The sequence below is a fragment of the Nocardia sp. NPDC003726 genome (assembly GCF_053586955.1).
The window spans coordinates 165,688-188,402 of record NZ_JBSFNF010000008.1 but is presented as its reverse complement, the minus strand read 5'-3'; the positions used below and the strand labels follow the sequence as shown (position 1 = coordinate 188,402).

At 68.9% G+C, this 22,715-nt stretch carries 23 protein-coding genes and 1 pseudogene; 7 read left to right on the top strand and 17 right to left on the bottom strand.

Annotated elements, in window-relative coordinates:
* Positions 1-123 precede the first annotated feature (123 nt).
* Positions 124-948, bottom strand: a complete 825-nt coding sequence (gene rpsB, locus ACWDMM_RS13675; RefSeq protein WP_195078726.1) for a 30S ribosomal protein S2 — start codon at positions 946-948, stop codon at positions 124-126.
* Positions 949-1,326: 378 nt separating this feature from the next.
* On the opposite strand from rpsB, the gene ACWDMM_RS13670 reads away from it, so the two are divergent.
* The 3 genes and pseudogenes from ACWDMM_RS13670 to ACWDMM_RS13660 all read left to right on the top strand — a co-directional run bounded on the left by ACWDMM_RS13670 (position 1,327) and on the right by ACWDMM_RS13660 (position 2,770).
* A complete protein-coding gene (locus tag ACWDMM_RS13670) occupies positions 1,327-1,602 on the top strand; it encodes a hypothetical protein (RefSeq protein ID WP_449937564.1) in 276 nt (91 codons plus the stop codon).
* 23 nt (positions 1,603-1,625) lie between these two features.
* Positions 1,626-2,144, top strand: a pseudogene (locus ACWDMM_RS13665) (M23 family metallopeptidase); the annotation flags it as partial.
* A 113-nt stretch (positions 2,145-2,257) separates the two neighbouring features.
* Entirely contained in the window at positions 2,258-2,770 is a 513-nt protein-coding gene (locus tag ACWDMM_RS13660) for a DUF1990 family protein (protein WP_195078724.1), read from the top strand.
* A gap of 40 nt (positions 2,771-2,810) precedes the next feature.
* Here ACWDMM_RS13660 and ACWDMM_RS13655 read toward each other — a convergent pair whose 3' ends face one another.
* The 5 genes from ACWDMM_RS13655 to ACWDMM_RS13635 form a co-directional block, all read right to left on the bottom strand.
* The gene (locus tag ACWDMM_RS13655; protein WP_195078723.1) at positions 2,811-4,712 is read right to left on the bottom strand and encodes an alkyl/aryl-sulfatase; all 1,902 of its coding nucleotides are present in this window, start codon (positions 4,710-4,712) and stop codon (positions 2,811-2,813) included.
* A 47-nt stretch (positions 4,713-4,759) separates the two neighbouring features.
* Positions 4,760-5,068: a DUF202 domain-containing protein gene (locus ACWDMM_RS13650; protein WP_195078722.1), complete on the bottom strand. Its 309-nt coding sequence runs from the start codon at positions 5,066-5,068 to the stop codon at positions 4,760-4,762.
* Positions 5,065-5,430: a YidH family protein gene (locus ACWDMM_RS13645; protein ID WP_323124233.1), complete on the bottom strand. Its 366-nt coding sequence runs from the start codon at positions 5,428-5,430 to the stop codon at positions 5,065-5,067. Before ACWDMM_RS13645 ends, ACWDMM_RS13650 begins: the two co-directional genes overlap by 4 nt.
* Positions 5,431-5,978: 548 nt before the next feature.
* Positions 5,979-6,710 carry an acetoacetate decarboxylase family protein gene (locus ACWDMM_RS13640; protein ID WP_195078936.1) on the bottom strand — a complete coding sequence of 244 codons (732 nt, stop codon included), beginning with the start codon at positions 6,708-6,710 and terminating at the stop codon, positions 5,979-5,981.
* A 131-nt stretch (positions 6,711-6,841) separates the two neighbouring features.
* Positions 6,842-7,603, bottom strand: coding sequence for a TetR/AcrR family transcriptional regulator (locus ACWDMM_RS13635; RefSeq protein ID WP_357107653.1), 762 nt, complete (start codon positions 7,601-7,603; stop codon positions 6,842-6,844).
* Between the two features lie 54 nt (positions 7,604-7,657).
* On the opposite strand from ACWDMM_RS13635, the gene ACWDMM_RS13630 reads away from it, so the two are divergent.
* The 3 genes from ACWDMM_RS13630 (at position 7,658) to ACWDMM_RS13620 (ending at position 10,466) form a co-directional block, all read left to right on the top strand.
* On the top strand, positions 7,658-9,121 hold the full coding sequence (locus ACWDMM_RS13630; RefSeq protein ID WP_323124214.1) for an MFS transporter: 1,464 nt from the start codon (positions 7,658-7,660) through the stop codon (positions 9,119-9,121).
* Between the two features lie 230 nt (positions 9,122-9,351).
* On the top strand, positions 9,352-9,630 hold the full coding sequence (locus ACWDMM_RS13625) for a hypothetical protein (RefSeq protein WP_195078719.1): 279 nt from the start codon (positions 9,352-9,354) through the stop codon (positions 9,628-9,630).
* A 170-nt stretch (positions 9,631-9,800) separates the two neighbouring features.
* Positions 9,801-10,466 (top strand): serine protease, encoded by a 666-nt coding sequence (locus ACWDMM_RS13620; RefSeq protein ID WP_449937560.1) that lies wholly within the window; start codon positions 9,801-9,803, stop codon positions 10,464-10,466.
* 27 nt (positions 10,467-10,493) lie between these two features.
* On the opposite strand, the gene ACWDMM_RS13615 is transcribed toward ACWDMM_RS13620, so the two are convergent.
* Positions 10,494-11,132 (bottom strand): FHA domain-containing protein, encoded by a 639-nt coding sequence (locus tag ACWDMM_RS13615; protein ID WP_449937558.1) that lies wholly within the window; start codon positions 11,130-11,132, stop codon positions 10,494-10,496.
* Positions 11,133-11,395: 263 nt separating this feature from the next.
* Between ACWDMM_RS13615 and ACWDMM_RS13610 the strand changes: the two genes are divergently transcribed.
* Entirely contained in the window at positions 11,396-11,893 is a 498-nt protein-coding gene (locus tag ACWDMM_RS13610; RefSeq protein ID WP_323124213.1) for a GNAT family N-acetyltransferase, read from the top strand.
* 223 nt (positions 11,894-12,116) lie between these two features.
* Here ACWDMM_RS13610 and ACWDMM_RS13605 read toward each other — a convergent pair whose 3' ends face one another.
* The 10 genes from ACWDMM_RS13605 to ACWDMM_RS13560 form a co-directional block, all read right to left on the bottom strand.
* Positions 12,117-13,040: a tyrosine-type recombinase/integrase gene (locus tag ACWDMM_RS13605; RefSeq protein WP_195078717.1), complete on the bottom strand. Its 924-nt coding sequence runs from the start codon at positions 13,038-13,040 to the stop codon at positions 12,117-12,119.
* A 54-nt stretch (positions 13,041-13,094) separates the two neighbouring features.
* Entirely contained in the window at positions 13,095-14,258 is a 1,164-nt protein-coding gene (dprA, locus tag ACWDMM_RS13600; protein ID WP_449937555.1) for a DNA-processing protein DprA, read from the bottom strand.
* A gap of 86 nt (positions 14,259-14,344) precedes the next feature.
* Positions 14,345-15,853: a YifB family Mg chelatase-like AAA ATPase gene (locus ACWDMM_RS13595; RefSeq protein WP_449937553.1), complete on the bottom strand. Its 1,509-nt coding sequence runs from the start codon at positions 15,851-15,853 to the stop codon at positions 14,345-14,347.
* Positions 15,853-16,209, bottom strand: coding sequence for a YraN family protein (locus ACWDMM_RS13590; protein WP_195078714.1), 357 nt, complete (start codon positions 16,207-16,209; stop codon positions 15,853-15,855). The genes ACWDMM_RS13595 and ACWDMM_RS13590 overlap by 1 nt, the downstream gene beginning before the upstream one ends.
* A gap of 101 nt (positions 16,210-16,310) precedes the next feature.
* Positions 16,311-16,616, bottom strand: a complete 306-nt coding sequence (locus ACWDMM_RS13585; RefSeq protein ID WP_011210678.1) for a DUF2469 domain-containing protein — start codon at positions 16,614-16,616, stop codon at positions 16,311-16,313.
* Positions 16,617-16,662: 46 nt separating this feature from the next.
* Positions 16,663-17,448 (bottom strand): ribonuclease HII, encoded by a 786-nt coding sequence (locus ACWDMM_RS13580; RefSeq protein WP_195078932.1) that lies wholly within the window; start codon positions 17,446-17,448, stop codon positions 16,663-16,665.
* Between the two features lie 48 nt (positions 17,449-17,496).
* Positions 17,497-18,279 carry a signal peptidase I gene (lepB, locus tag ACWDMM_RS13575; RefSeq protein WP_397068887.1) on the bottom strand — a complete coding sequence of 261 codons (783 nt, stop codon included), beginning with the start codon at positions 18,277-18,279 and terminating at the stop codon, positions 17,497-17,499.
* 77 nt (positions 18,280-18,356) lie between these two features.
* Positions 18,357-18,698, bottom strand: a complete 342-nt coding sequence (rplS, locus tag ACWDMM_RS13570) for a 50S ribosomal protein L19 (RefSeq protein WP_014352079.1) — start codon at positions 18,696-18,698, stop codon at positions 18,357-18,359.
* A gap of 633 nt (positions 18,699-19,331) precedes the next feature.
* Entirely contained in the window at positions 19,332-20,249 is a 918-nt protein-coding gene (locus ACWDMM_RS13565) for a hypothetical protein (RefSeq protein ID WP_323124212.1), read from the bottom strand.
* 27 nt (positions 20,250-20,276) lie between these two features.
* Entirely contained in the window at positions 20,277-22,685 is a 2,409-nt protein-coding gene (locus ACWDMM_RS13560) for a Tex family protein (protein ID WP_323124211.1), read from the bottom strand.
* Positions 22,686-22,715: the final 30 nt, after the last annotated feature.

The following is a 22,715-nucleotide window of genomic DNA, read 5'->3' as shown; positions in this document are numbered from 1 at the left end:
ACGATGGCACTCGCCCGTGAACGCCGCCGGAACTGTGCCCGACCGCGGCGTGCACGGGCCCCGCGTGGGTGCGCAGGCTACTGCCTCCGGGACCGTTCGCTCACGCCGCGGTGGTGACGAGTCTCAGGCTTCGGCCGAGGCTTCGGCCGAAGTCTCGGCGGCCTCGGCGCCGGGGGCGGCCTGCGCGAGCAGCTCCTGCTCCCACTCGGCCAGCGGCTCGCCCGCGCCCGCCTCCGGCTTCTCGTCGCCCGAGGAAATACCGGCGCGCGCCTGCACACCCTCGGCCACCGCGGAGGCGACGACCTTGGTCAGCAGGGCGGCGGAACGGATCGCGTCGTCGTTGCCAGGGATCGGGTAGTCGACCAGGTCGGGGTCGCAGTTGGTGTCCAGGATCGCGATGACCGGGATGTTCAGCTTGCGCGCCTCGCCGACGGCGATGTGCTCCTTGTTGGTGTCGACGACCCAGATGGCCGAGGGCACCTTCTGCATGTCGCGGATACCGCCGAGGGTGCGCTCCAGCTTGTTCATCTCACGCGTGAGCATGAGGATTTCCTTCTTGGTGCGACCCTCGAAGCCACCGGTCTGCTCCATGGCCTCGAGCTCCTTGAGGCGCTGCAGACGCTTGTGCACGGTGGAGAAGTTGGTGAGCATGCCGCCCAGCCAGCGCTGGTTGACGTAGGGCATCCCGACGCGAGTCGCCTCGGCCGCGATCGACTCCTGGGCCTGCTTCTTGGTGCCGACGAAGAGGACGGTGCCACCGTGGGCGACGGTCTCCTTGACGAACTCGTAGGCCTTGTCGATGTAGGTCAGCGTCTGCTGCAGGTCGATGATGTAGATGCCGTTGCGGTCGGTGAAGATGAACCGCTTCATCTTCGGGTTCCAGCGCCGGGTCTGGTGTCCGAAGTGCGCGCCGCTGTCGAGCAGCTGCTTCATGGTTACGACAGCCATGGCTCCCGTATCTCTCTTTCGTTGCCGGTTGACGCAGCGAATCGGCGATCCGCTGCCCTGGCGCCACCGAATCGTCGGACCCGACCACGGAGGTGGGGACCAGCCGGCGATTCCCTGTTCCGAACACGCTGCCGCGAACCCAATGATCTCGAGTTCGATTCGAACAGCGCCGCTATGAACAAGCACGGGTGGCGCGCGAAGTCGGTCCATGCACGCACAGACCGCCCGATCAGTTTACGACCTCCGGGCACCAGATCTAAATCGGTCCCGTCGGACGGCTGCGACCAGGCGGAACGGCGGCTTTTCACAGTCGGGCCGGTTATCCCCAGTCCGCGGATCGAACCATCGGCGAGGCCGCGACCGCGCAAGGGTGGAGTCATGAAACCGATTTCCACTGCCACCACCTTTTTCGTCCCGCTGTTCTTCGTGCTCGGTGTAGCGACCGCGCCGCCGGTCGGGGCCGACACTCCTGCCGCGAAACCCGCGCCCGGGGCGTGCACGGGTTCGGCGTGCCTGCCATCGCTGTCCCACCTGCTGCGGCACGCGCCGCTCCACTTCCGGCAATCCGGACTCGGCGGGGACGAGCAGCGTGAGACGCCTTCCGCCCCCGGTAGCGACCTGTGCGCACCGCTCGCGCCCCGCTGCGGCGCGTAGTCGGATCCGCCGGCCCGGCACGCATGACCAAGGTCTTACGGCGTGGTCGGCGCCTGTCCTCGGCGCTGGCTCTCGGCATCGCCGCGATCGTCGCGACGATACCGGTCGCGACCGCCCGGCCCGAAGGACGATTCGACTGGCCGCTGCAACCGCGCCCCGCGGTCATGCGGCACTTCGACAAACCGGCGCGGAACTGGCTACCGGGGCATCGCGGGGTCGATCTGGCCGGTGCCGAGGGCCAAGCCGTGCTCGCGGCGGGGGACGGGATCGTCGTTTTCGCCGCAACGGTGGCCGACAAGCATGTCGTGTCCATCGACCACCCCGGCGGGCTGCGCACGACCTACGAGCCCGTGCTCGCCGAAGTCCCCGAGGGCAGACGGGTCGGACGAGGCGCCCGGATCGGCACGCTGGAGGCCGGGCACCCAGGATGCGTGGCGGCATGTCTGCACTGGGGAGCCCGCGTCGAGCGCGGTAGCCGCAACCGCGAGTATCTGGATCCGCTCGGGCTGCTTCGCCTCGGTCCCCTGCGGCTCAAACCGGTGCGTCCCGCTTCCGGCGCCGGACGATCGGCTGCGCGTCGGTCGGTGACCTCGTCTCCCGGCGTGTCGGCGGTGAAGGGTGGCCAGACCGCGGGGGCCGGGGTGAAGATCAGGTCATGGCGGATGGGCTGGAGCCGTTCACGTACTCCGAACTCGGCGCGACCCGGGGTGCGCCTCCGGAGGGCTATCACGGGCTCAGGCTGCGGCGACGCATCGGGCGGGGGCGCGCGCTGTTCGAGCGGGCAGGCGCGGAGATCCTGGCCTACGGCGTGCAGAAGGGCACGGGAATCTTCCGATCCGCGGATACACCGACGGCCGAGCCCGGCACCGCGATCACCGTGCGGCTCGGTCTCGGTCCGTTCGGGATCATCGCGCCGTGCCGCGTGGTGTACGTCCTCGACGAACCCGACCGGCGGGGCTTCGCCTACGGGACCCTGCCGGGCCACCCGGCCTCCGGCGAGGAACTGTTCGCCGTCGAGTACGACGCCGCCGACGACACGGTGTACGGGCTGATCGTGGCCTTCTCCCGCCCCGCCACCTGGTACACCCGGCTCGGCGGGCCCGTGGTGCGGCTGATCCAGCGCTTCGTCGCGGGCCGCTACCTCGCGACGTTGCCGACCTCCGATTGAAGACGGACGGCACACACCAGGCGAGATGAGCGCAAGCCGGCTACGGCGTGACGATCGCGAAGTCGGGGTCGGGGGCGTCGAAAATGTCGGCCAGTTCGGCGAGCTTGGTGACGTCTCCTTCAATGACGATGTCGCCCGCCGCCGCGGCGACGCCGAAGTCTTCGCCGGCCAGCAACACCCGGATCAGGGTGGCCTTGCTCAGCGTGAAGGTGGCGTCGGCTTCCGGCAGGGCCATGCCAGGGGCGACGTCGAAGTGGGTGAGGCGGCCGTTGCGCAACTCGAGCCGGTGGGTGCGGTCCTGGTCGGTGAGGATCCAGTCGGTCACCAGCCGGAGGTTCCACGCCTTCGGGCCGTCGACGCGCAGCGCCAAGGCGTCGAAGATCTGGTCGGCGGACAGCGCCGCCACCATGGTCGGCGAATCGCTCTTGGTCGGCGTGCCGAACGAGCCGTAGCGCAACTCGTAGGCTCCGCTGAGATAGAAGTTGCGCCAGGTGGCGTTCTCCGCGCCGTAGCCGAGTTGCTCGAACGTGCTGGCCTGCAGGTGTTTCGCGGCATCGTTGTCCGGATCGGCGAAGATCACGTAGTTGAGCACCTGCGCCACCCAGCGGTAGTCCCCGGCGTCGTAGGAGGCCCGCGCTTTGCGCAGTATCTCCTGCGCGCCGCCCATGAACTCGACATGGCGCCGGGCGGATTCGACCGGCGGATGCTCCCACAGATGCGCGGGGTTGCCGTCGAACCACCCCATGTAGCGCTGGTAGACGGCCTTCACGTTGTGGCTGACCGAACCGTAGTAGCCGCGCGCGTGCCAGGCTTCCTCGATGGCGGGCGGCAGCGTGACCATTTCGGCGATCTCGGCGCCCACGTGGCCCTGGTTCAGCAGGCGGACGGTCTGGTCGTGCAGGTACCCGTACAGATCCCGTTGCAGCGAAAGGAATTCCACCAGACGGTCGGTGCCCCAGGTCGGCCAGTGGTGCGAGGCGAAGACGACGTCGGAGTCACGGGCGAACAGGTTGATCGCCTCGGTCAGGTATTTCGCCCAGACGTTCGCGTCGCGCACCAGCGCGCCGCGCAACGTGAGCACATTGTGCTGGGTGTGGGTCGCGTTCTCCGCCATGCACAGCGCGCGGCGATCGGGGAAATGGAAATTCATCTCCGCGGGCGCCTCGGTGCCGGGCGTGAGCTGGAAGACCATCCGGATGCCGTCGATGGTCTTCTCCTCGCCGGTGGCGGTGATGTCGACGGTCGGCGGGATCAACGTGACCGTGCCGACCGACGTGGTCTGCCCCAGTCCGGAGCCCACCGCGCCCAGCGGCCCGCGCGGCAGCACGGCACCGTACATGTATCCCGCCCGGCGGGCCATCGCCGTGCCCGCGTAGATGTTCTCCGCCACCGCGTGTTCCAGGAAGCCCGCGGGCGCCAGCACCGGACAGCGCCCCGCCTCCACCGCCTCCGCGGTGGTGACGCCGCACGCCCCGCCGAAATGGTCGGCATGGGAATGGGTGTAGATCAGCCCGGTCACGGGGCGGTCGCCACGATGCGCGCGATAGAGCGCGAGACCGGCCGCCGCGGTCTCCACCGAGATCAGCGGATCGATCACCAGCACCCCGGTATCACCCTCGACCAGCGTCATATTCGAGATGTCGAAACCGCGGATCTGGTAGATGCCCTCACAGACCTCGTAGAGCCCCTGTCGCACCGCGAGCCCGGATTGCCGCCACAGGCTCGGATGGACCGAGACCGGGCAAGGCTCGCGCAGGAACGAGTAGGAGTCGTTGTCCCACACGACGGTGCCGTCTTCGGAGGTGATCACCCCGGGATCGAGCGCGGCGATGAAACCGCGATCGGCGTCGGCCGGATCGGTCGTGTCGCCGAACGGCAGTGCGGCGGCCGCACGTTCGTGCTCCGCGACGATGAAACCGCTCGGCTCGCTCGCTGTGCACATTGTCGTCCTCCTGTCGTCTCGGCCAACCTTGCTCGGCCGCCACCCGGTCATGGCAGCGGTTCGAGGAAACCGGCCGCCGCCGCGGCCAGTGCGACCGCGACCACCGCGGCGGCGGTCGCGGCGACGACGCGGCCGCCGTGGGCGTAGCGGCCCCGGCGAAGACCGCGGTTGCGCAGGTAGCAGGCTCCCGTCAGCGCCGCCATCGCGATCGCACCGCCGATGGGCGCGATCGCCGCCGCGCGCCATCCGCTGCCGAGCGCCTGATGGATGAACAGGGTGCCGACGACCATCGCCGACACGGCGGTGCGCCGCCACGCCAGTGCGGTGCGTTCGGCGGCCAGATGTGGCGCGCTCACCGCAGCAGCACCGCCACCGCCGCCAGCACCGAGACGATCGCGATGCCCGCCGACAGGATCGGCACCAGGACCGTCTCCGGCAGCGCGTCGCCGCGGCGCATGGCCACGCCGATGCGCCGCCAATGCCCGTAGGCGCCGATCGCGGTTACCGCCGCCAAGACCAGGCAACTGAGCGCGATCGCGCGCCGCAATCCCGCGATCCGGAACGACTGGACCAGGGTGTGCACCGCGACGCCACCGGCCAGCAGTCCCAGCGAGGTCCGCATCCAAGCCAGGAAGGTGCGCTCGTTGGCCAGCGTGAAGCGGTAGTCGAGTTCCTCGTCGTCCTCTTCCGGCTCGGCTCCTGGGTTCGGCAGCGTCACGCCGACTCGGTTCGGGTCGAACGACAGCGGGTGTCCGGAAACCAACGCCTCGCGCGGCCTGCCCGCTCGGGTGGCAGGCATGCCGTCGCGCCAGGCGGTGTTCCGATGCGCGGGTGGACGCCGGACTGCACGGTGGTCACGACGCACCACGCTAGTGGGGATCGGGGAAGCTCGCGGCCCATCATCACCGGCGACGGGAACGCCGCTGATCCCGCTGCGCGCGCGGGAAACGCTGTCCAGGTGAGCATGCCGGCTAGCGGATGGTCCGGACGGCGGGCCGAACACTCGAACTCTCCCGAACAACCCAGCAACCGAAGGGAAGGGGCGCATGACGGAGGGCGAATCGCTCCCCGAAGGTGCTCGACATCGCCCGACATCCACAGCTCACCAGCCTCTTCAGCAGCACAGGTCCGATCGGCGACGACCACGGGCCCACTCCATGACGTAGAGCGTTGGCTAACGATCCGCTACGTCAGGCTAACCGCCGCCGCGCCGGACCGTCCACCTGCCAGGCCCGCCCGTGACCGGGAGGTTATGCGGCAGGGACGTCAGATCGCGATCGCGTCTTCGAACGTCATCGCCAACCGCGCGACGGACGAGCACATCAGCGCCCGCCGCGGCAGCCCGAGCGACCGGAGTTCCGCGGCGATGGCATGGTCGCCCAGCGTCAGTTCCGCCCCGCCGAAACGCGCTCGCATGCCGGAGGGCCGCATCTCCCAGCGCGTACAGCGGGTGACGCCGTCGATGTGCGAGTAGGCGTCGAACGAGGATGCGGTGGCGCGGCGGTTCGGGGTCGTGAACCCGGGCCGCACCGTGAGATCCGCGATCAGCCGGCCGTTCTGGTGCAGCGCGCCGCTGCGCGCCGGGCCGTCGTGATCGACCGCGAATTCGGCGAGCTCCTTCGGGAAGCCCCAGATGCCGCGCCCTGCGGCCAAGGTGAAGTCGCCGTCCACCGGCAGCTTGTGGATCAGAACGCCGGCCCGCCCGGTCGTCAGCGCCCGCAGATCACCGATTCCGGATGCCGCTCCCGCGGTGTGGTGGCGCACCATGAACGAGACGCCGAACTCGTTGTAGGGGCCCAGATCGCCGTCGACGTAGTCCACGAAGACCAGGGTGCACATCGCCCGTCCGCCCGGAAGCCGCAGAATCCGCAGGCCGGAATAGTCGATGAGGCGCTGCGCCGGCTCGGCGGGCACCAGGTAGGTGGCCATGAACGCGTGCGCCAGCCGGATGCGAACCGGCATGCGCACCTCTCGGCCGAGAACGGTATGGGTGCTCACGTAGACGCCTTTCCGCGCGTCGGCGCCGCGTTGCCCGCGGTATCCTTCCGCCGCATCTTCGGTATGGAACACGTTCCAATTTATCGACCCGATACGGTTCTGTAGTCGTTTCCGCCCAACAAGAACCTGTTTCAAGATCGACCGGCGTCACCGGCGGGAGATCCCGCCGCCCGCGACTGCCGGCCGGGTCCGGACACGTTGCGCAAGCGGGCTTCCAGCCCATCGAGAACGCAGAGCAGACCGAAGTCGAAGGCCATCGCCCGCGCGGCCTCACTATCGGTCGGCACGGTCGCCCGGTAGTCGGCGAGCATCTCGGGATAGTCGCCGGCCACATCCTCCATCACGCGCAGCACGCCGTCGGCGTCGATCTCCATACCCTTGGACACTTTGTCCCAGGCGATCTCGGGAATCACCTGACCGAGCACGAAACACATCACCGTCCCGCTGGCCAGATAGATGTCCACGCCATGGAACCCCGCCTGGACGAACGCGCGGCGCAGCCGATCGCTCAAACGCAGCGAGTTCGGGCCGATGCTGGGCAGCTGCCCCACCAGCGACGCCATCCAAGGATGTTCTCTGATGGACGCGCGCAGGCTGTAGGCGAAGGTGTTCAGCAGTTCCCGCCAGGACGCCTGCTCCGGCTCAGGCGTCCGGACCAGACCCCAGAACTCGTCGAGCACCAATTCGAGCAGCTCGTCCTTGTTGGAGACGTGCCAGTAGAGACTGGTCGCCCCCGCACCCAGTTTCGCGCCGAGCTTGCGCATGCTCAGCGATTCCAGCCCCTCGGCGTCGAGGATCTCCACGGCCGCCGCGACGATCTGCTCGCGGCGCAGCCCAGGCGACTTGGGCTGGCGGGTCTGCTTGGTCCATACCGACGCGAACTGCTTGGTCACAACACGATCTTATAATCGCTCGCACACTGTTCGAGATTCTCGTACGCTGTGCGAGTGGAATCGAACATTGTGCGAGACCCCCGTCGCTGGTGGGTCCTGGGGGTCCTCTGTCTGTCCTTGCTGGTGCTGATGCTCGACAGCACCGTGCTGAATCTCGCCATTCCCTCGCTGATCCGGGAGCTGGGCGCGACACCGTCGGATGTCCAGTGGATCCTGGACGCCTACGTGCTGGTCTTCGCCGGGCTGCTGCTCACCGCGGGCAGCCTGTCCGACCGGTTCGGCAGGCGACGAGCGCTGATCACCGGGCTCGCCGTCTTCGGGGTGGCCTCGCTGGCCGCCGTGCTGGCGACCGAACCGTGGCAGGTCGTCGCCGCCCGCGTCGCGATGGGCGTCGGCGGGTCGCTGTTGATGCCCTCGACGCTGTCGATCCTGATGACCACCTTCGCCGAGGACGAACGTCGCACGGCGATGGCGGCGTGGTCGACGGTCTCCATGGTCGGCATCGTGGCCGGACCCACCCTCGGCGGCTTCCTGCTCCAGCACTACTGGTGGGGTTCGGTGTTCCTGCTCAACATCCCGGTGGCGGTGCTCGCGATCGTCGCGGCCGTCGTGCTGATGCCGGAGACCACCGGTGAGCAGCGGCCGATCGACCTCGTCGGCGTCGTGCTGTCCGTCGTGGCGCTGAGCGCGACGGTCTACGTGATCATCGAACGGGAGTGGAACCTCGGCGTGCTCGCGCTGGCCGCCGTCACGGCGACCGCCTTCGTCATATGGGAGAGCCGATCGGCGCATCCGATGCTGCCGTTGGCCGTGTTCCGCAGCCGCGATTTCACCGGCACCTGCCTCACCCTGCTGCTGATGGTCTTCGGCATGGGTGCGGTCATGCTGATGCTCACCCAGTACCTGCAGTTCGTGCTCGGCTACGGCCCGATGAAGGCCGGGCTGGCATTGCTGCCGTACGCCGTGGCCGCCGCGGTGTGCAACGGCCTCGGCGCGACGCTCGGCAAGACCCTGAGCAACAAGACGCTCGTCGTGTCCGGCCTGCTCGTCATGGGCGTGGCCTTCGGCATCCTCGCGATGGGCAGCGGCTATCTGTGGGTACTGGTCAGCATGCTGGTGATGGGTGTCGGCGGCGGCCTGGCGGGTCCGGCGGCCTATGCCGCCATCATGGGCGCGATTCCGCTGGAGCACGCGGGCGTCGGCTCGGCGATGAACGACACGATCCAGCAAGTCGGCATGGCGATCAGCATCGCGGTGCTCGGTAGCGTGCTGGCCGGTGTGTTCACTTCGAACATGCCCGCCGACGCGCCGGACGCGGCGCGGGAATCCATCGGCGCCGCCTTCCAGCTCGGCTACATCGAGCCCGCCAAGGACGCCTTCACCACCGCCATGTCCACCGGCGCGTGGATCAGCGCCGGATTCAGCATCGCCGCCGCCGTGCTCGGTGCGGTCCTGCTGCGCGCCCGGCGTCCGCAGCCCGCCGGAGAGCCGGAGCCGGCCCCGGTAGCGCACGGCTGATCGTTGCGGCGGGGCCGTGCCGACCGGGAGTCCTCCTCGGTCCGGCGCGGTCTCGCCAGAACTCGAAAGCCGCATTCCGTGCGCGCGGAATCGTGCAGAATAGCGATTCCGATGTCTCCCCGATTCCCCCGGGATGAATGATTCCGACCCCGAGGTTGATGGTCTCTCGCGCGCGCTTCGAGAAGAGTTGTGAGTGTGTTCACACTGAGGCCTTCAACCAACGAGGGCTGGTGAAGCAATCAACCACTGGAGACATCATGATCACGAACAAAATGCGTGTAACGGCAGCGGCGGTAGCGCTCGCACCGATCATCGCCCTTGGTTCGGGTTTCGCTTCCGCAGCTCCCGACGTATCACCGGGGCCGATGCAGGTGGCGGATCATCCGGTACCCGTGCAAGTCGAGCCCGCGACACTGGGTCTGATTTGGCCGCTGGGCATTTTCTGTGCTCCTCTGTTGCTGCTTCCGCCGGTGGTCAACGCGGTTACCGTGGCCATTTGCGCCGCCTGATCGCGTTTCGCCGGAAGCGCATGGAACACGAGAGCGCCTCGGGCAGGCCAGGAGCCCCGGGGCGCTTCTCGCGTGCCGACGAGAATTCGATTCCGGTCCCGCCGGACAACGGGCCGGTGAACATCCGGGAATCCGCGGTGACGGGCCGAGGAGTGCGGTTGAATTACCGGATGACCAAGTTCAGGAAACTCGTTGGCGCCGCGGCGGCACTCGCCGCGATGACGGCGCCGTTCGGAGCACCTGGGACCGCGCAGGCCGCAGCGCCATCCGTTCTGGGTGGCGGCTCCGGCATCGTCGTCGGCGGTCAGAACATCTGCACGCTCACCACGATCGGACGCGACGCCGGCGGCAGGCTGGTCGGGTTCACCGCGGCGCATTGCGGCGAGGCGAATGCCGCCATCGTCCCGGAGAGCGATCGCGACGCCGGTACCGTCGGCACTGTCGTGTACGCCAGCGGCGACATGGACTTTTCCGTCATCGAATTCGATCCGGGGAAGGTGACGCCGGTCAACCAGGTGGGAGGAACCACCATCACCGGATTGGGCGGGCCGGCCCGCCCACCGGACACCGTCTGCAAGGAAGGAAGGACCACCGGCCGGACCTGCGGGCCCGCTTATGGCGACATGTTCGCGGGCGCCGATGCCACATGGACCCAGACGTGTGTCGTCGAAGGTGACTCGGGAGCTCCGCTCGTGGTGGGGACGACGCTCGTCGGCATGGTCAACGGCTACTTGGCGGTGCCGTGCCTGGGACCGCAGCTCGGCACCGATATCACCGCGATCGTCGCCGACGTGAACGCACGCGGCGGCGCCGGAGCCGGTTTCCAGCCGATCTGACCGGATTTCTTCCTTTCTACCGGAGCCTTACCTCTCCTGGTCGGCGACTATGCCGAATTCGATAGCGCGTTCGACCAGAAACAGCCTCTTCTGGTTGGGAGGTAAGGCTTCCACCTGGAATATTCGGAACAGCGCCCGCATATGCGTCTTGACCGTGGACAGACTCAGACACAAATCGTCCGCGATCTGCCGGTTGGAGGCGGGATACGAATACGCGTCGCGCGCGTCGTAGGGACGGCACAGCGCCTCCAGAACCACGTACTGAGCCGGTGTCAGCGAGCTACGGGTCGGCAGCGGTGAATGGGCGAGAGTCAATTCCCCGTCGAAGGATTCGTCGGCACGGAAGACGAATACCGATCGACCCACGCGAATAGTATCGCCGGAGCCGAGTTTCCGCCGTCCGCCCACACGTTCGCCATTGACGAATGTCCCATTCTTGGATAATCCGTCGTCGACGATGATCCAGCAGCCGCCCACCCGCTCCAGAATGGCGTGCAGCCGGGATACGGTGGGATCGGAATTGACGATGATGTCGGCCGCGACGGACCGCCCGATCGTCATTTTGGACGCGCCGCCGTCGAGGGAGATCTCACGCGCCCCGTCGGATGCCGCGGGCTGAGGCGAGGCGGAAGCAAGGGCCGAGTGGCGCCACGCGGACTGCCCCACCAATGGGTACAGTTCGCGACGCAGGGCCTGTGGTCCGCTGGACGTAGACATCGCTCGTCTTCCCACTCGAAGTAGGCCGTGAACTGCGGGCACTGATTCGCTACCTCAAGAGTGCGCTTTCTCGGCGCCGATCACATGCATATTCGACTACTTCGCTGCGTGAGCGAGGCAGTATCGGACCGCAGCGCACGACAACGGTGCAAAATCCAACCGCTCGGTCTGAATAAGACTGCCTCCAGCCACGGGCAGTCAGAATGGTCCGGGTGAGCGTCATCATTCGACCGCGCACCGACAGCGACCTCGTCGCCTGCGCCGCGGCACTGCGACAGGTCCATGACAACGACCGGTACCCGGACGCCTGGCCCGCGGACCCGGCAGGCTGGCTGTCACCGCCCAAACTCCTCGCGGCCGTCGTCGCCGAGCGCGACGCGACCGTGGTCGGACACGCCGCACTCGGCGCGAGCGGGGGCATGCCGGAGGTCGTGCGCGCATCAGCCGGTGCGGAGACTGTCGTCTCGGTGATCCGGTTGTATGTCGTCCCTTGGGCGCGCCGGGCAGGGGTGGGTTCGCTGCTGCTCACCGAGGCCGTGCGCATGGCCGCGAGCCGGGGGCAGCGTGCCGTGCTGACGGTGACCTCCGGCAGTGCGGCAGCGATAGCCATGTACGAGAGGCACGGTTGGCGGCAGGTGCACAGCGGGCCTGGCGGCTGGCGGACCACGGACGGGCGAGAGGCTTGGATGCACTACTACGTCAGTCCATGAGCCCACGGGTTGCACATCGGCGCACGTAGCCCTACTCGCTTCGTAGGCAGACGCCGTGGTGACGGCGTCCTCCGCTTGGGCGGAACCGGCGACCGCAACGCGTTGACGTTGTCGCAGGACATCGCGAGCGGCCAATGCGGACGCGACGCACTCGATCGAGGTCGCACCGCCGTTGTGGGCGACCTTCCAGAGGTACGACGCACTGGCGGTCACCAAGCGTTGGTCAGGCGCGTGGGTGGGCTTGGTCGTGCACCTTCTTGAGCCGGTCGATGGAGACGTGGGTGTAGAGCTGGGTGGTGGCCATGCTCGCGTGTCCGAGCAGTTCCTGGACCACACGCAGGTCGGCGCCGCCCTCGAGCAGGTGGGTCGCGGCGGTGTGCCGCAGACCGTGCGGACCCACGTCCGGCGCACCGGGGATGGCCGAGACCACCTCGTGCACGACCGTTCTGGCCTGACGCTGGTCCAAGCGCCTCCCGCGGCGGCCCAGCAACAGCGCTCGACCGGACTCCGCGGTGGCGAAGGCGGGGCGTCCGTAGCGCAGCCAGTTACCGACCGCCTCGTCCGCAGGCGCGCCGAACGGCGCCGAACGCTCCTTGTTGCCTTTGCCGAGCACACGCACCACGCGCCGTTCGCGGTCCACGTCTTCGATGTCCAACCCGCACAACTCACTGACCCTGATGCCGGTGGCGTACAGCAATTCCACGATCGCCCGGTCGCGCAACGCCATCGGGTCACGCTGCGCCGCACCGGATTCCGCCGCGTCCATGGCGCCGAGCGCCTGTTGCCGCCCGAGCACGGCGGGCAGCACGCGATGCGCTTTCGGCGAACCCAGCCGCAGCCCGGGGTCGACCGGAAGCCGACCGGTCCGGGTGAGCCAAGCGGTGAACGTGCGCGCCGAGGACGCCCGCCGTGCCACGGTGGTTCGCGCCGCGCCCGCGGCGGCTTGCCGGGCCAGCCACGAACGCAGCAACATCAGGTCCAGCTCGCGGATCGCCGAATCCGCCGACCGCGTGTACAGATGCTCCAGCAGAGATCGTGCGTCCCCCAGGTACGCGCGCACCGTGTGCTCCGAACGGTTGCGCCCGAGCCGCAGATGCCTGCCGTACTCCGCCAGCAGCGCTTCCAGATCTTCGGGCAGTTCTTCCATGCCTCCACCGTCCCCACCCGCGATCCGGATGGCAAGCGACCGCGCCGAACACATTCATCGGCGCCGCGCCCTTCGGTGCCAACCGCTTTCGTCACTGACCACCAGACCTGCCAATTCCAGAGCGGACAAGGTCGCGCGAACCACAGGAAGCGGCACTCCGCACTGCCGCGACACCTCCAGCGGCAGTCGCGAGCCGATTCCGGGCAGCGCTTCGAAGACCAGCGCCTCGTCTCCGGTCAGCCGATCCTCCGGGTTACCGCCCGATGCCGCCGCTTCGGGGACCGACAGACGCAACGGCCCCGCCTCGTCGGCGACTTCCTCGGCCCTTGTCACCAGCAGGGCTTCGCCGTCGCGGATCATGCGATGACAGCCCACCGAAGCGGCCGAGGTCACCGAACCCGGCACGGCCAAGGCGGGGCGGCCCATGCGGCGGGCCCATTTGACGGTGTTCCGCGCGCCGCTGCGCAGCCCCGCCTCGACGACGAGCACGCCGTCGGCGAGAGCGGCGATCAAGCGGTTGCGGGCCAGGAACTGATGCTTCTGCGCGGTGACACCGGGCGCGTATTCGCTGACCACCAAACCGGTTTCGGCGATATCGGTCAGCAGGCGCTCGTGCTGGGCCGGGTAGGGCCGGTCAATGCCGCAGGCCAGCACGGCGATCGTGCGCCCATCCACCGCCAGCGCCGCCCGGTGTGCCATGCCGTCGATGCCGAACGCCGCTCCGGACACGATGGTCCAGCCCTGCGCGGCGAGGTCTCCCGCGATCTCCCCCGTGACCCGGTTGCCGTAGCCGGTACTGCACCGCGCCCCGACCACCGCCACCGCGCGTTCAGTGGACTCCAGCAGCGAGCGTGGGCCGCGCACCCACAGCACCAGCGGTAGAGCGCCGTCGCGATCCTTGCCCGGCTCCAGCTGGGCGAGGCCGAGCATGCGCCAGGCCGGCCATTCCGCGTCGTCCGGCGTCACCACGCGTCCGCCGATCCGATCCATGAGTTCGAGGTCCCGCGCCGCGACGTCGACGGCGCGCCGCTGCTGCGTTGGCCCGCGAAGCGGTTCGGGGAGCGCGCACTCCCGAACGGCACGCGCCGCTTCGACCACCCCGACCGACTCGATGAGCGCCGACAGCGGCGCACACGGGCCCTGCACCACCCGCGACAGGTACACCCACGCGAGCCGCCGCTCGTCGTGCTCGCGGGACGACGATCCCGTCCCGCTCACGGGCACGCCGCTCGTGGCGGGCGCATCCTCGACGGCGGGCCGATCGACGGCCGCAGGCAGGTCGGTTCCAGCCTTCGCGGAGGGCGTCATTGCGCGGCCCGCTGGCGAAAGTTCAACGCCGACAGCACATCCTGTGCCGAGGGAAGCTCGCCGCCGCGCAGATCGCAGATGGTCCAGGCGACGCGGATGGCTCGGTCGGCGCCCCGCGCGGACATGCGCCCGAGACGCAACGCGGCCTCGACGGGAGCGAGCGATTCGTTCGGCAAGCGGAAGCGTTGACGCAAGATGTGGCCGGGGACTTCGGCATTGGTGAGCCACCCGTATTCGCGCCAGCGGGTGGCGGCGGCGCGCCGCGCCACGGTGACCCGGCCGCGGACCACCTCGCTGCTCTCGGCCGCGTCGGTGCTGAACGCCGCACCGGACTGTCCGTGCATCCGCACCCAGATGTCGATCCGGTCCATCAGCGGCCCGGACAATTTGCCGAGATAGCGCCGGCGAGCCAGCGGCGCGCAGATGCAATCGACGTCGCGAGCCGGAGCGCACGGGCACGGGTTGGCCGCCAGCACCAGTTGGAAGCGGGCCGGATACCGCGCGACACCGTCGCGCCGGGCGATGCGCACCTCCCCTTCCTCCAGCGGCGTTCGCATCGCCTCCAGCACCTTCGTGCCGAGTTCGGCGCATTCGTCGAGGAACAGGACGCCGCGGTGGGCCCGGCTGACCGCGCCCGGCCTTGCGGTCCCCGAACCGCCGCCGATCATCGCGGTCACCGAGGTGGAGTGGTGTGGGGCGACGAACGGCGGGGCGGTGATCAACGGGTGTTCACCGGCGAGCGTGCCTGCCATGGAATGGATGGCGGTGACCTCCAGCGCCTCGGCTTCCGTGAGCGGAGGCAGCAGCCCGGGAAGACGTTGGGCCAGCATGGTCTTACCGATGCCGGGCGGCCCGGTGAGCAGCAGATGGTGGCCGCCCGCCGCGGCCACCTCCAGGGCCCAGCGCGCTTCTTCCTGCCCGACCACCTCGCTCAGATCGCCGCCTTGCCCCACCGTGTCCGGCAGGTCGCCGTCCGGCTCGTCGAGCGCGCCTTCCCCGCGCAACCAGGCCACCACTCCACGCAAGCTGCGCGCACCGAGGACTTCGATGCCTTCGACCAGCCCGGCCTCGGCCAGCGTCACCGCGGGCACCACAACGGTGGACCAGCCGGCCTTGCGTGCGGCGAGCACGGCGGGCAGGATGCCGCGCACCCGCCGCACCCGTCCGTCCAGCGCGAGTTCGCCGAGCAACACCGTCTTCGCGAGCCGCTGCGAGGGCACCGCGCCGGACGCGTCCAGTACCGCGACGGCGAGCGCCAGGTCGTACACGCTGCCCAGCTTGGGCAGCGTCGCGGGCGACAGCGCGAGCACCACCCGGCCGTCGGGCCACTTCTCCCCCGAGTTCGCCACCGCGGAGCGGACTCGGTCACGGGACTCCTGCAACGCGGTGTCGGGAAGCCCGACCAAATGGACCGATGGCAGGCCCTGGCCGATATCGGCCTCGATCTCGACGAGCAGACCGTCCACGCCGGTGACCGCGACCGAATGCGCCCGCCCGAGAGCCATCAGAACACCGCCTCGAGATGGTCGATGACCGGTGTACGCCCTCGCGCCACCAGCACCGACACCACGTCGAAACGGACGCGCCGCCACGGCCCGTCCTGCTCGGCCAGCCAGAGCAGGGCCAGCCGCCGGATCCGTTGCCGCTTGGCGAAGGTGACCGACTCCGCAGGGGTGCCGTACCCCAAGCCGGAACGCGTCTTGACCTCGACGAACGCGGTCACATCCCCGTCCACGGCGATCAGGTCGAGCTCGCCGTATCGGCACCGCCAATTCCTGGCGACGATTTCCATCCCCGCGGCGCGCAGAAAGTCCGCCGCCAGTTGCTCACCGTGCGCGCCGAGCGCCTGTTTGTCTGTCACCCCGCCAGCGTGCGCCGGGAGCCGATCAGGTCAGCGCCGCCGACCTGGGGAAACGGAAAACCTGTTGATAACCGAGTGGCTGTGCGGAACTTCCGCCTGGCTCACTCGGGCAAGCGCAGGTCCGGCTTCTCCAGCTCCTCGATGTTGACGTCTTTGAAGGTGATGACCCGGACGTGCTTGACGAAGCGGGCCGGGCGGTACATGTCCCACACCCACGCGTCGCTCATCCGCACCTCGAAATACACTTCGCCGTCCGCGTTCTGCGGTCGCAGCTCCACGGAATTGGCCAGGTAGAAGCGGCGCTCGGTCTCCACCACGTACGAAAACTGACCGACGATGTCCTTGTACTCGCGATACAGCGAGAGCTCCATCTCGGTTTCGTACTTCTCGAGGTCCTCGGCACTCATCGGGTGGGACGTCCTCCTTCTCGCCGCATCGCGTCGTGTGGTGACATCATCGCGCATGCGCTGCGTCGGTAGCTACTCGGCCAGCCGTACGCGCGTTCGGAAACTGCTCCGACAGCGCCTCGTCCAAGCCCTCGGCCAGTACGGCGTCCGCGACATCGGCCGCCGCCGCGACCGGCCGCAACCCGGCGGCTTCGCGCACATTGCGCCAGGAGCGGCGATGCTCGCTGCTGGGGCCGAGGCGTTGCAGCGCGGCGGTGTGCTCGGGCGTGTTGTAGCCCTTGTGGGCGGCGAAGCCGTAGCCGGGGAACCGCTGATCCAACTCGACCATGATGCGGTCCCTGGTGACCTTGGCCAGGATGCTGGCCGCCGCGATGCAGGCCGCCGCACCGTCCCCGCCGATCACCGGCAGCGAGGGCACCGGTATGCCGGGCACGCGGAATCCATCGGTCAGCACATAGCCGGGGGTGTGCCCGAGCCCGGCCACCGCGCGGCGCATCCCTTCGATATTGGCGACGTGGATGCCGATCGAATCGATCTCCCAGGCCGGGATGACCACGACCCGGTAGGCGAGCGCCAGGCGGATGATCACCGGGTACAGCTCCTCGCGGACGGCCTCGGTGAGCTTCTTGGAGTCGTCGAGCCCGGCCAGCTTGTCGTACGCCTTCGGCGCGAGCAGGCACGCCGCCACCACGAGCGGTCCCGCGCAGGGACCGCGCCCGGCCTCGTCCACGCCGGCGACCGGTCCGAGACCGCTGCGGATCAATGCCGCCTCGAGCGTGCGCAATCCTCCGGCCCTGCGCATCACCACACGCGGCGGCCAACCGTTACCCACCGGCACTCGACCTTGCCCCACCGTCCAATTATCCTGCGTCCCGCGTGATCAGTTCTGCTGGGGATTCTCCGAACGCACCGGACCGATCCGCCCCGGCGGCCAGATCTTGAACACCGCCTTGCCGCGGACGTTGTCCACGGGAATGGTGCCCTGCAGTTCGTCGGTGATGTGGGCGCGGGAGTCGGCGGACTGGTTGCGGTTGTCGCCCATCACCCACAGATGCCCTTCGGGCACCTTCACGGGCTTGAACTCGCGTCCGCCGTTGGCGTTGTAGGGCTGCCCCGGCACGTAGGGGAACAAGTACCGGGCGTACGGCTCGTCCAGGGGCTTGCCGTCCACGAGGACCCGGCCCTGCGCGTCGCAGCACTGCACGGTCTGGCCGCCGACCGCGATCACCCGCTTCACCAAGTCGTTCTCGTCCGGCGGCACCAGACCGAAGAAGGAGAAGAAGTTCTGCACGCCGCGGACCGCGGGATTGTCCGAGCGGATCGACTGGTAGTGGGTGTTCCACGACGGCGGGCCGACGAACACGACCACGTCGCCCGGCTGCGGATCGCCCCAGTAGTAGCTCAGCTTCTGCACGTAGATGCGGTCACCGGTGCACCCGGCGCATCCGTGCAACGTGGTTTCCATCGACTCGGAGGGAATCACGTACGGCCGACCGACGAACGTGACCATCAGCGCGGCGATCACCGCGGCGATCACGATGAGGATCGGCAGTTCCTGCCAGAACGGCCGCTGCTTCTTCTTCGCTCGCCGCTTGGCGCGACCCGCTCGCGTACTCTCGTCGCCCGATTCGGACACCGACACCGACCCACTTTCGTCTGCCACGCCGAACAGATTAGCCCGGCAGCGAAACCGAAGTCCGATGCCGGGCTGAGGAAGATCTGTTGTGCCGAAAAGCTAACTCAGCGCTTTTCCTTGATCTTGGCGGCCTTGCCACGCAGGTCGCGCAGGTAGTACAGCTTGGCGCGCCGGACATCACCGCGGGTCACGACATCGATGTGGTCGATGTTCGGGCTGTGCACCGGGAAGGTGCGCTCCACACCGACGCCGAACGACACCTTGCGGACGGTGAAGGTCTCGCGGATGCCACCACCCTGGCGACGGATCACGACGCCCTTGAAGACCTGGATGCGCTCCTTCGAGCCTTCGATGACCTTCACGTGCACGTTCAGCGTGTCGCCCGGCCGGAACTCGGGGACGTCGCTGCGCAGCGACTTCTCATCGACGAAGTCAAGGGTGTTCATTTCCATCCTTCTGGTTTCGCGCGAACAGAGGACCCTGGCGGCACTGGAGGTGCTCGGCCGGTTCATGCTCCGATCAAATGGGGTGCGCCGGGTCGACAACCACCCAGGGCAACCTGAGCATTGTGCCAGATCGCCGGGTCGCGGAAGAAATCGACCCTGGTAGCGGCGAGTCGGCGGCCTCCTTCACGCTACGCCGGGCGCGGCCGGGTTCACGACTCCGGCGGGAGTATGGGCGAGGCGAACACTTCCTCGAGCGGTGTCGGGCCGGTATAGCGGCGGCAGGGGCAACCGACCCACTCGCGCAGGCCGTGGGTTCCTTTGCGGGAGAGCTCGGCATGGCATTTGCCCGACGCGCGGTCGTGCACCGCCAGGTCGTGACCACAACCGCAGCGCGCGGAGAGCGTCTTCCCGACACGGCCGCGGCGAGAGCCGAACCGACCACATACCCATCCGACACCGGCGAGGCCTGCGCCGACCGCAAGACTGAGCGGATCCAACATGAACGTAGTATACGTATACGCATAGCCGCGGTCATGCGGAATGCTTCTCGGGACTACGCGACCCGACGGTGACGCGCGGCAACTGCATGCCGAACCGAGCCTCTCGACCGGCCGGCCCGGCCGGACGCGTTCGTCAGCGCTTCTGTTCGCCGGATATCGCGTCCTGGGCGGGCGGCCCGGGCGTATGCAGCGGGCCGTGGTCGGAATGCCAGAACGAATGGTCGCGGTGCGGGGCCGGTGGAGCGGGCACGACCGTGCGGGTGAGTTCGGCCTCCGCCGCCGTGCGGACGTGCTCCACATCCGGTTTCCCCGCCACCAGGTCCTGCACGAAGATCTTGGCGCGGATGACCGGGCGACGATATCGCCGTTCCCGGACGATGGCCCGGTACATCAGCCGCCTGCGGTCGCCGTAGCGCCAGCGCGCCCACGGCGCTCCCGGCCTGCTGAGCCGCAACGCGCCGACGACCAGCAGCGGCAGGAAGAACATGCCGAACAGGCCGGTCCAGATCTTCCCCTTGGCGATCACGATCGCCGCGAGAGCCAGATTGACCATGGCGAACACGACGACGAAGGCGCGCACCTCGATGCTCGGATCGCGCCGGAAGTCGTTGATGTCCAGCATCCACAGCGGGTGGAAGCCGAGCAGCAGCAAGCCCGTCACGGCGAGCGCGACGAACACCGCGTCCACCGACGTGCGCCCCTGCTCCTCCCAATACACGTCGCGCAGATAGAAGATCAGCGCGAATTCGTCGAGCACCAGCGCCGCGCCCACACCGAAGAGCGCGGCGAGGATGCTGGCCGTGGCGGTGTCGGCGCTCTCGTACTGGGCGACCATGCCGACGCCGGAGGAGAGCACGAGGATCACCCCGAACACCATGTGGTGCACGTGCGTGTCCCCGGCCCGCAGGTTGCCCGGCCACCAGCGCACCCGGGCGCGGATCAGCCGGACGCTGACCCGGATGACCAGGAACCCGACGATGAACCCGAGCAGGAAGCACAGCAACGGCAGCCGCCCTTGGGCGATCACGTCCTCGTGGAGCCACCGTCGCATGGCCGCTACTCCCTCCCGCGCATCGGACTACCGGCCGAAGCCCGCCCTGCGCAACGCGTCGGCCATCGCGCCGCTGGGAGCGGGCGCGTTGCGGCGCTGGTTGCCGCCGCGGCCTTGGCCCTGAGTGCGGTTCTGGCCCTGCTGCCGGTTCTGGCCGTTCTGCCGCTGGTCGCCTCCGGATCGGCCGCCCTGCCCGCGCTGCCGGTTTTCGCCGCCCTTGGCGGGTGCGCCCGGCTCGTCGTCCAGGCGCAGGGTCAGGCCGATGCGCTGGCGCGCGACGTCCACCTCGAGCACCTTCACCTTCACCACGTCGCCGGACTTGACCACTTCGCGTGGGTCCTTGACGAAGTTGTGCGACATGGCCGAGACGTGCACCAAGCCGTCCTGGTGCACGCCGACGTCGACGAAAGCGCCGAATGCGGCCACGTTCGTCACCACGCCCTCGAGCACCATGCCCGGCTTCAGGTCGGCGACCTTCTCCACGCCCGCGGCGAACTCGGCGGTTTTGAACTCCGGACGCGGGTCGCGACCCGGCTTCTCCAGCTCGGCGATGATGTCGGTGACGGTGGGGACACCGAAGCGCTCGTCGGTGAAATCGCTCGCGCGCAGCGAGCGCAGCGCCGTGGTGTTGCCGATGATCTCCGCGATGCCGCGCCCCGTCGATTCGAGGATGCGCCGCACCACCGGATACGCCTCCGGGTGCACCGCGGACGTGTCCAGCGGATCGTCGCCGCCGCGGATGCGCAGGAAGCCCGCGCACTGTTCGAACGCCTTCGGGCCCAGGCGCGGGACGTCGAGCAGCGCGGTCCTGCTGCGGAACGGGCCGTTCTGATCCCGGTACGCCACGATGCTCTCCGCCACCGACCCCGCGATGCCGGAGACCCGCGACAGCAGCGGCACCGAGGCGGTGTTCACGTCGACGCCGACCGCGTTCACCGCGTCCTCGACCACCGCGCCCAGCGAGCGGGCCAGCAGCGATTCGGAGACGTCGTGCTGGTACTGGCCGACGCCGATGGACTTCGGGTCGATCTTCACCAGCTCGGCCAGCGGGTCCTGCAACCGCCGCGCGATCGACACCGCGCCGCGCAGCGACACGTCCAGGTCGGGCAGCTCCTGGGAGGCGTAGGCGGAGGCGGAGTACACCGAGGCCCCCGCCTCGGAGACCACGATCTTGGTGGGCTTGTTCTCCGGGATGCGCGAGATCAGCTCGGCGGCAAGGGCATCGGTCTCACGCGAGGCGGTGCCGTTGCCGATGGCGATGAGTTCCACGCCGAACCGGGCGACCAGCGCGCCGAGCACCGCCAGCGACTTCTCGGTCTGGCCCTGCGGTTTGTGCGGGTAGATCACCTCGGTGGCGACCACCTTGCCGGTGGCGTCGACCACCGCCACCTTCACGCCGGTGCGGTAGCCGGGGTCGAGGCCCATGGTGGTGCGGGTGCCCGCGGGGGCGGCCAGCAGCAGATCGCGCAGATTCGCGGCGAACACGTCGACCGCGTCCTTCTCCGCCGCCTGCCGCAGCCGCATCCTGGTGTCGATGCCGAGGCTGACCTGCAGCTTGGTCCGCCAGGCCCAGCGCACCGTGTCCAGCAGCCAGGCGTCGGCGGGGCGGCCGCGGTCGGCGATGCCGAAGCGAGTGGCGATGCGACCTTCGTAGACGGTGCGCTCGCCCGGCTGCGGCTCCTCGGTGTCGGGCTCGAGGTGCAGGGTGAGCACTTCCTCCTTCTCGCCGCGCAGCAGTGCGAGCACGCGGTGGGAGGGCAGTTTGTCGAACGGCTCGCTGAAGTCGAAGTAGTCGGCGAACTTCGCGCCCGTCTCTTCCTTGCCCGCGCGCACGGTGGAGGTGATCTGCCCGCGGCTCCACATCAGTTCGCGCAACTCGCCGACCAGGTCGGCGTCCTCGGCGAAACGTTCGACCAGGATGGCGCGCGCGCCGTCGAGCTGCTCGGCGGTGTACTGCGCCGGATCGGTGTTCGGATCCCCGATCAGGGCGTCGGCCACCGGCTCGTGCCCGGCCTCGCGCGCGATCTGCGCCTTCGTGCGCCGCTTCGGCTTGTACGGCAGGTAGATGTCCTCCAGCCGGGCCTTGGTCTCGGCGAGCAGGATCTGCCGGTGCAGCGCGTCGTCGAGTTTGCCCTGGCCACGGATCGATTCGATGATCGCGGCCCTGCGCTCGTCGAGTTCGCGCAGATAGTGCAGCCGCTCCTCGAGCAGGCGCAGCTGCGCGTCGTCCAGACCGCCGGTGATCTCCTTGCGGTACCTGGCGATGAACGGCACCGTCGAGCCCGCGTCGAGCAGTTCGACGGCGGCGCGCACCTGGGTCTCGCGCACCGCGAGTTCCTCGGCGATGCGACGGTTCACGCTGGCTGGGCCCGCGGCGTCGGAGCGTGGCACGGCGGGTGTGGACTCTGCACTGGCAGTCTCGGGCGCTGTCGTCACGTCGGAGACACTACCGTCGCCGCCCGACAG

Excerpts from the sequence above, each read along its gene's own strand:
- rpsB (WP_195078726.1), bottom strand. The coding sequence starts at position 948 with ATGGCTGTCGTAACCATGAAGCAGCTGCTCGACAGCGGCGCGCACTTC.
- ACWDMM_RS13670 (WP_449937564.1), top strand. The coding sequence starts at position 1,327 with ATGAAACCGATTTCCACTGCCACCACCTTTTTCGTCCCGCTGTTCTTC.
- ACWDMM_RS13660 (WP_195078724.1), top strand. The coding sequence starts at position 2,258 with ATGGCGGATGGGCTGGAGCCGTTCACGTACTCCGAACTCGGCGCGACC.
- ACWDMM_RS13655 (WP_195078723.1), bottom strand. The coding sequence starts at position 4,712 with ATGTGCACAGCGAGCGAGCCGAGCGGTTTCATCGTCGCGGAGCACGAA.
- ACWDMM_RS13620 (WP_449937560.1), top strand. The coding sequence starts at position 9,801 with ATGACCAAGTTCAGGAAACTCGTTGGCGCCGCGGCGGCACTCGCCGCG.
- ACWDMM_RS13605 (WP_195078717.1), bottom strand. The coding sequence starts at position 13,040 with ATGGAAGAACTGCCCGAAGATCTGGAAGCGCTGCTGGCGGAGTACGGC.
- ACWDMM_RS13595 (WP_449937553.1), bottom strand. The coding sequence starts at position 15,853 with ATGGCTCTCGGGCGGGCGCATTCGGTCGCGGTCACCGGCGTGGACGGT.
- ACWDMM_RS13585 (WP_011210678.1), bottom strand. The coding sequence starts at position 16,616 with ATGAGTGCCGAGGACCTCGAGAAGTACGAAACCGAGATGGAGCTCTCG.
- rplS (WP_014352079.1), bottom strand. The coding sequence starts at position 18,698 with ATGAACACCCTTGACTTCGTCGATGAGAAGTCGCTGCGCAGCGACGTC.
- ACWDMM_RS13565 (WP_323124212.1), bottom strand. The coding sequence starts at position 20,249 with ATGCGACGGTGGCTCCACGAGGACGTGATCGCCCAAGGGCGGCTGCCG.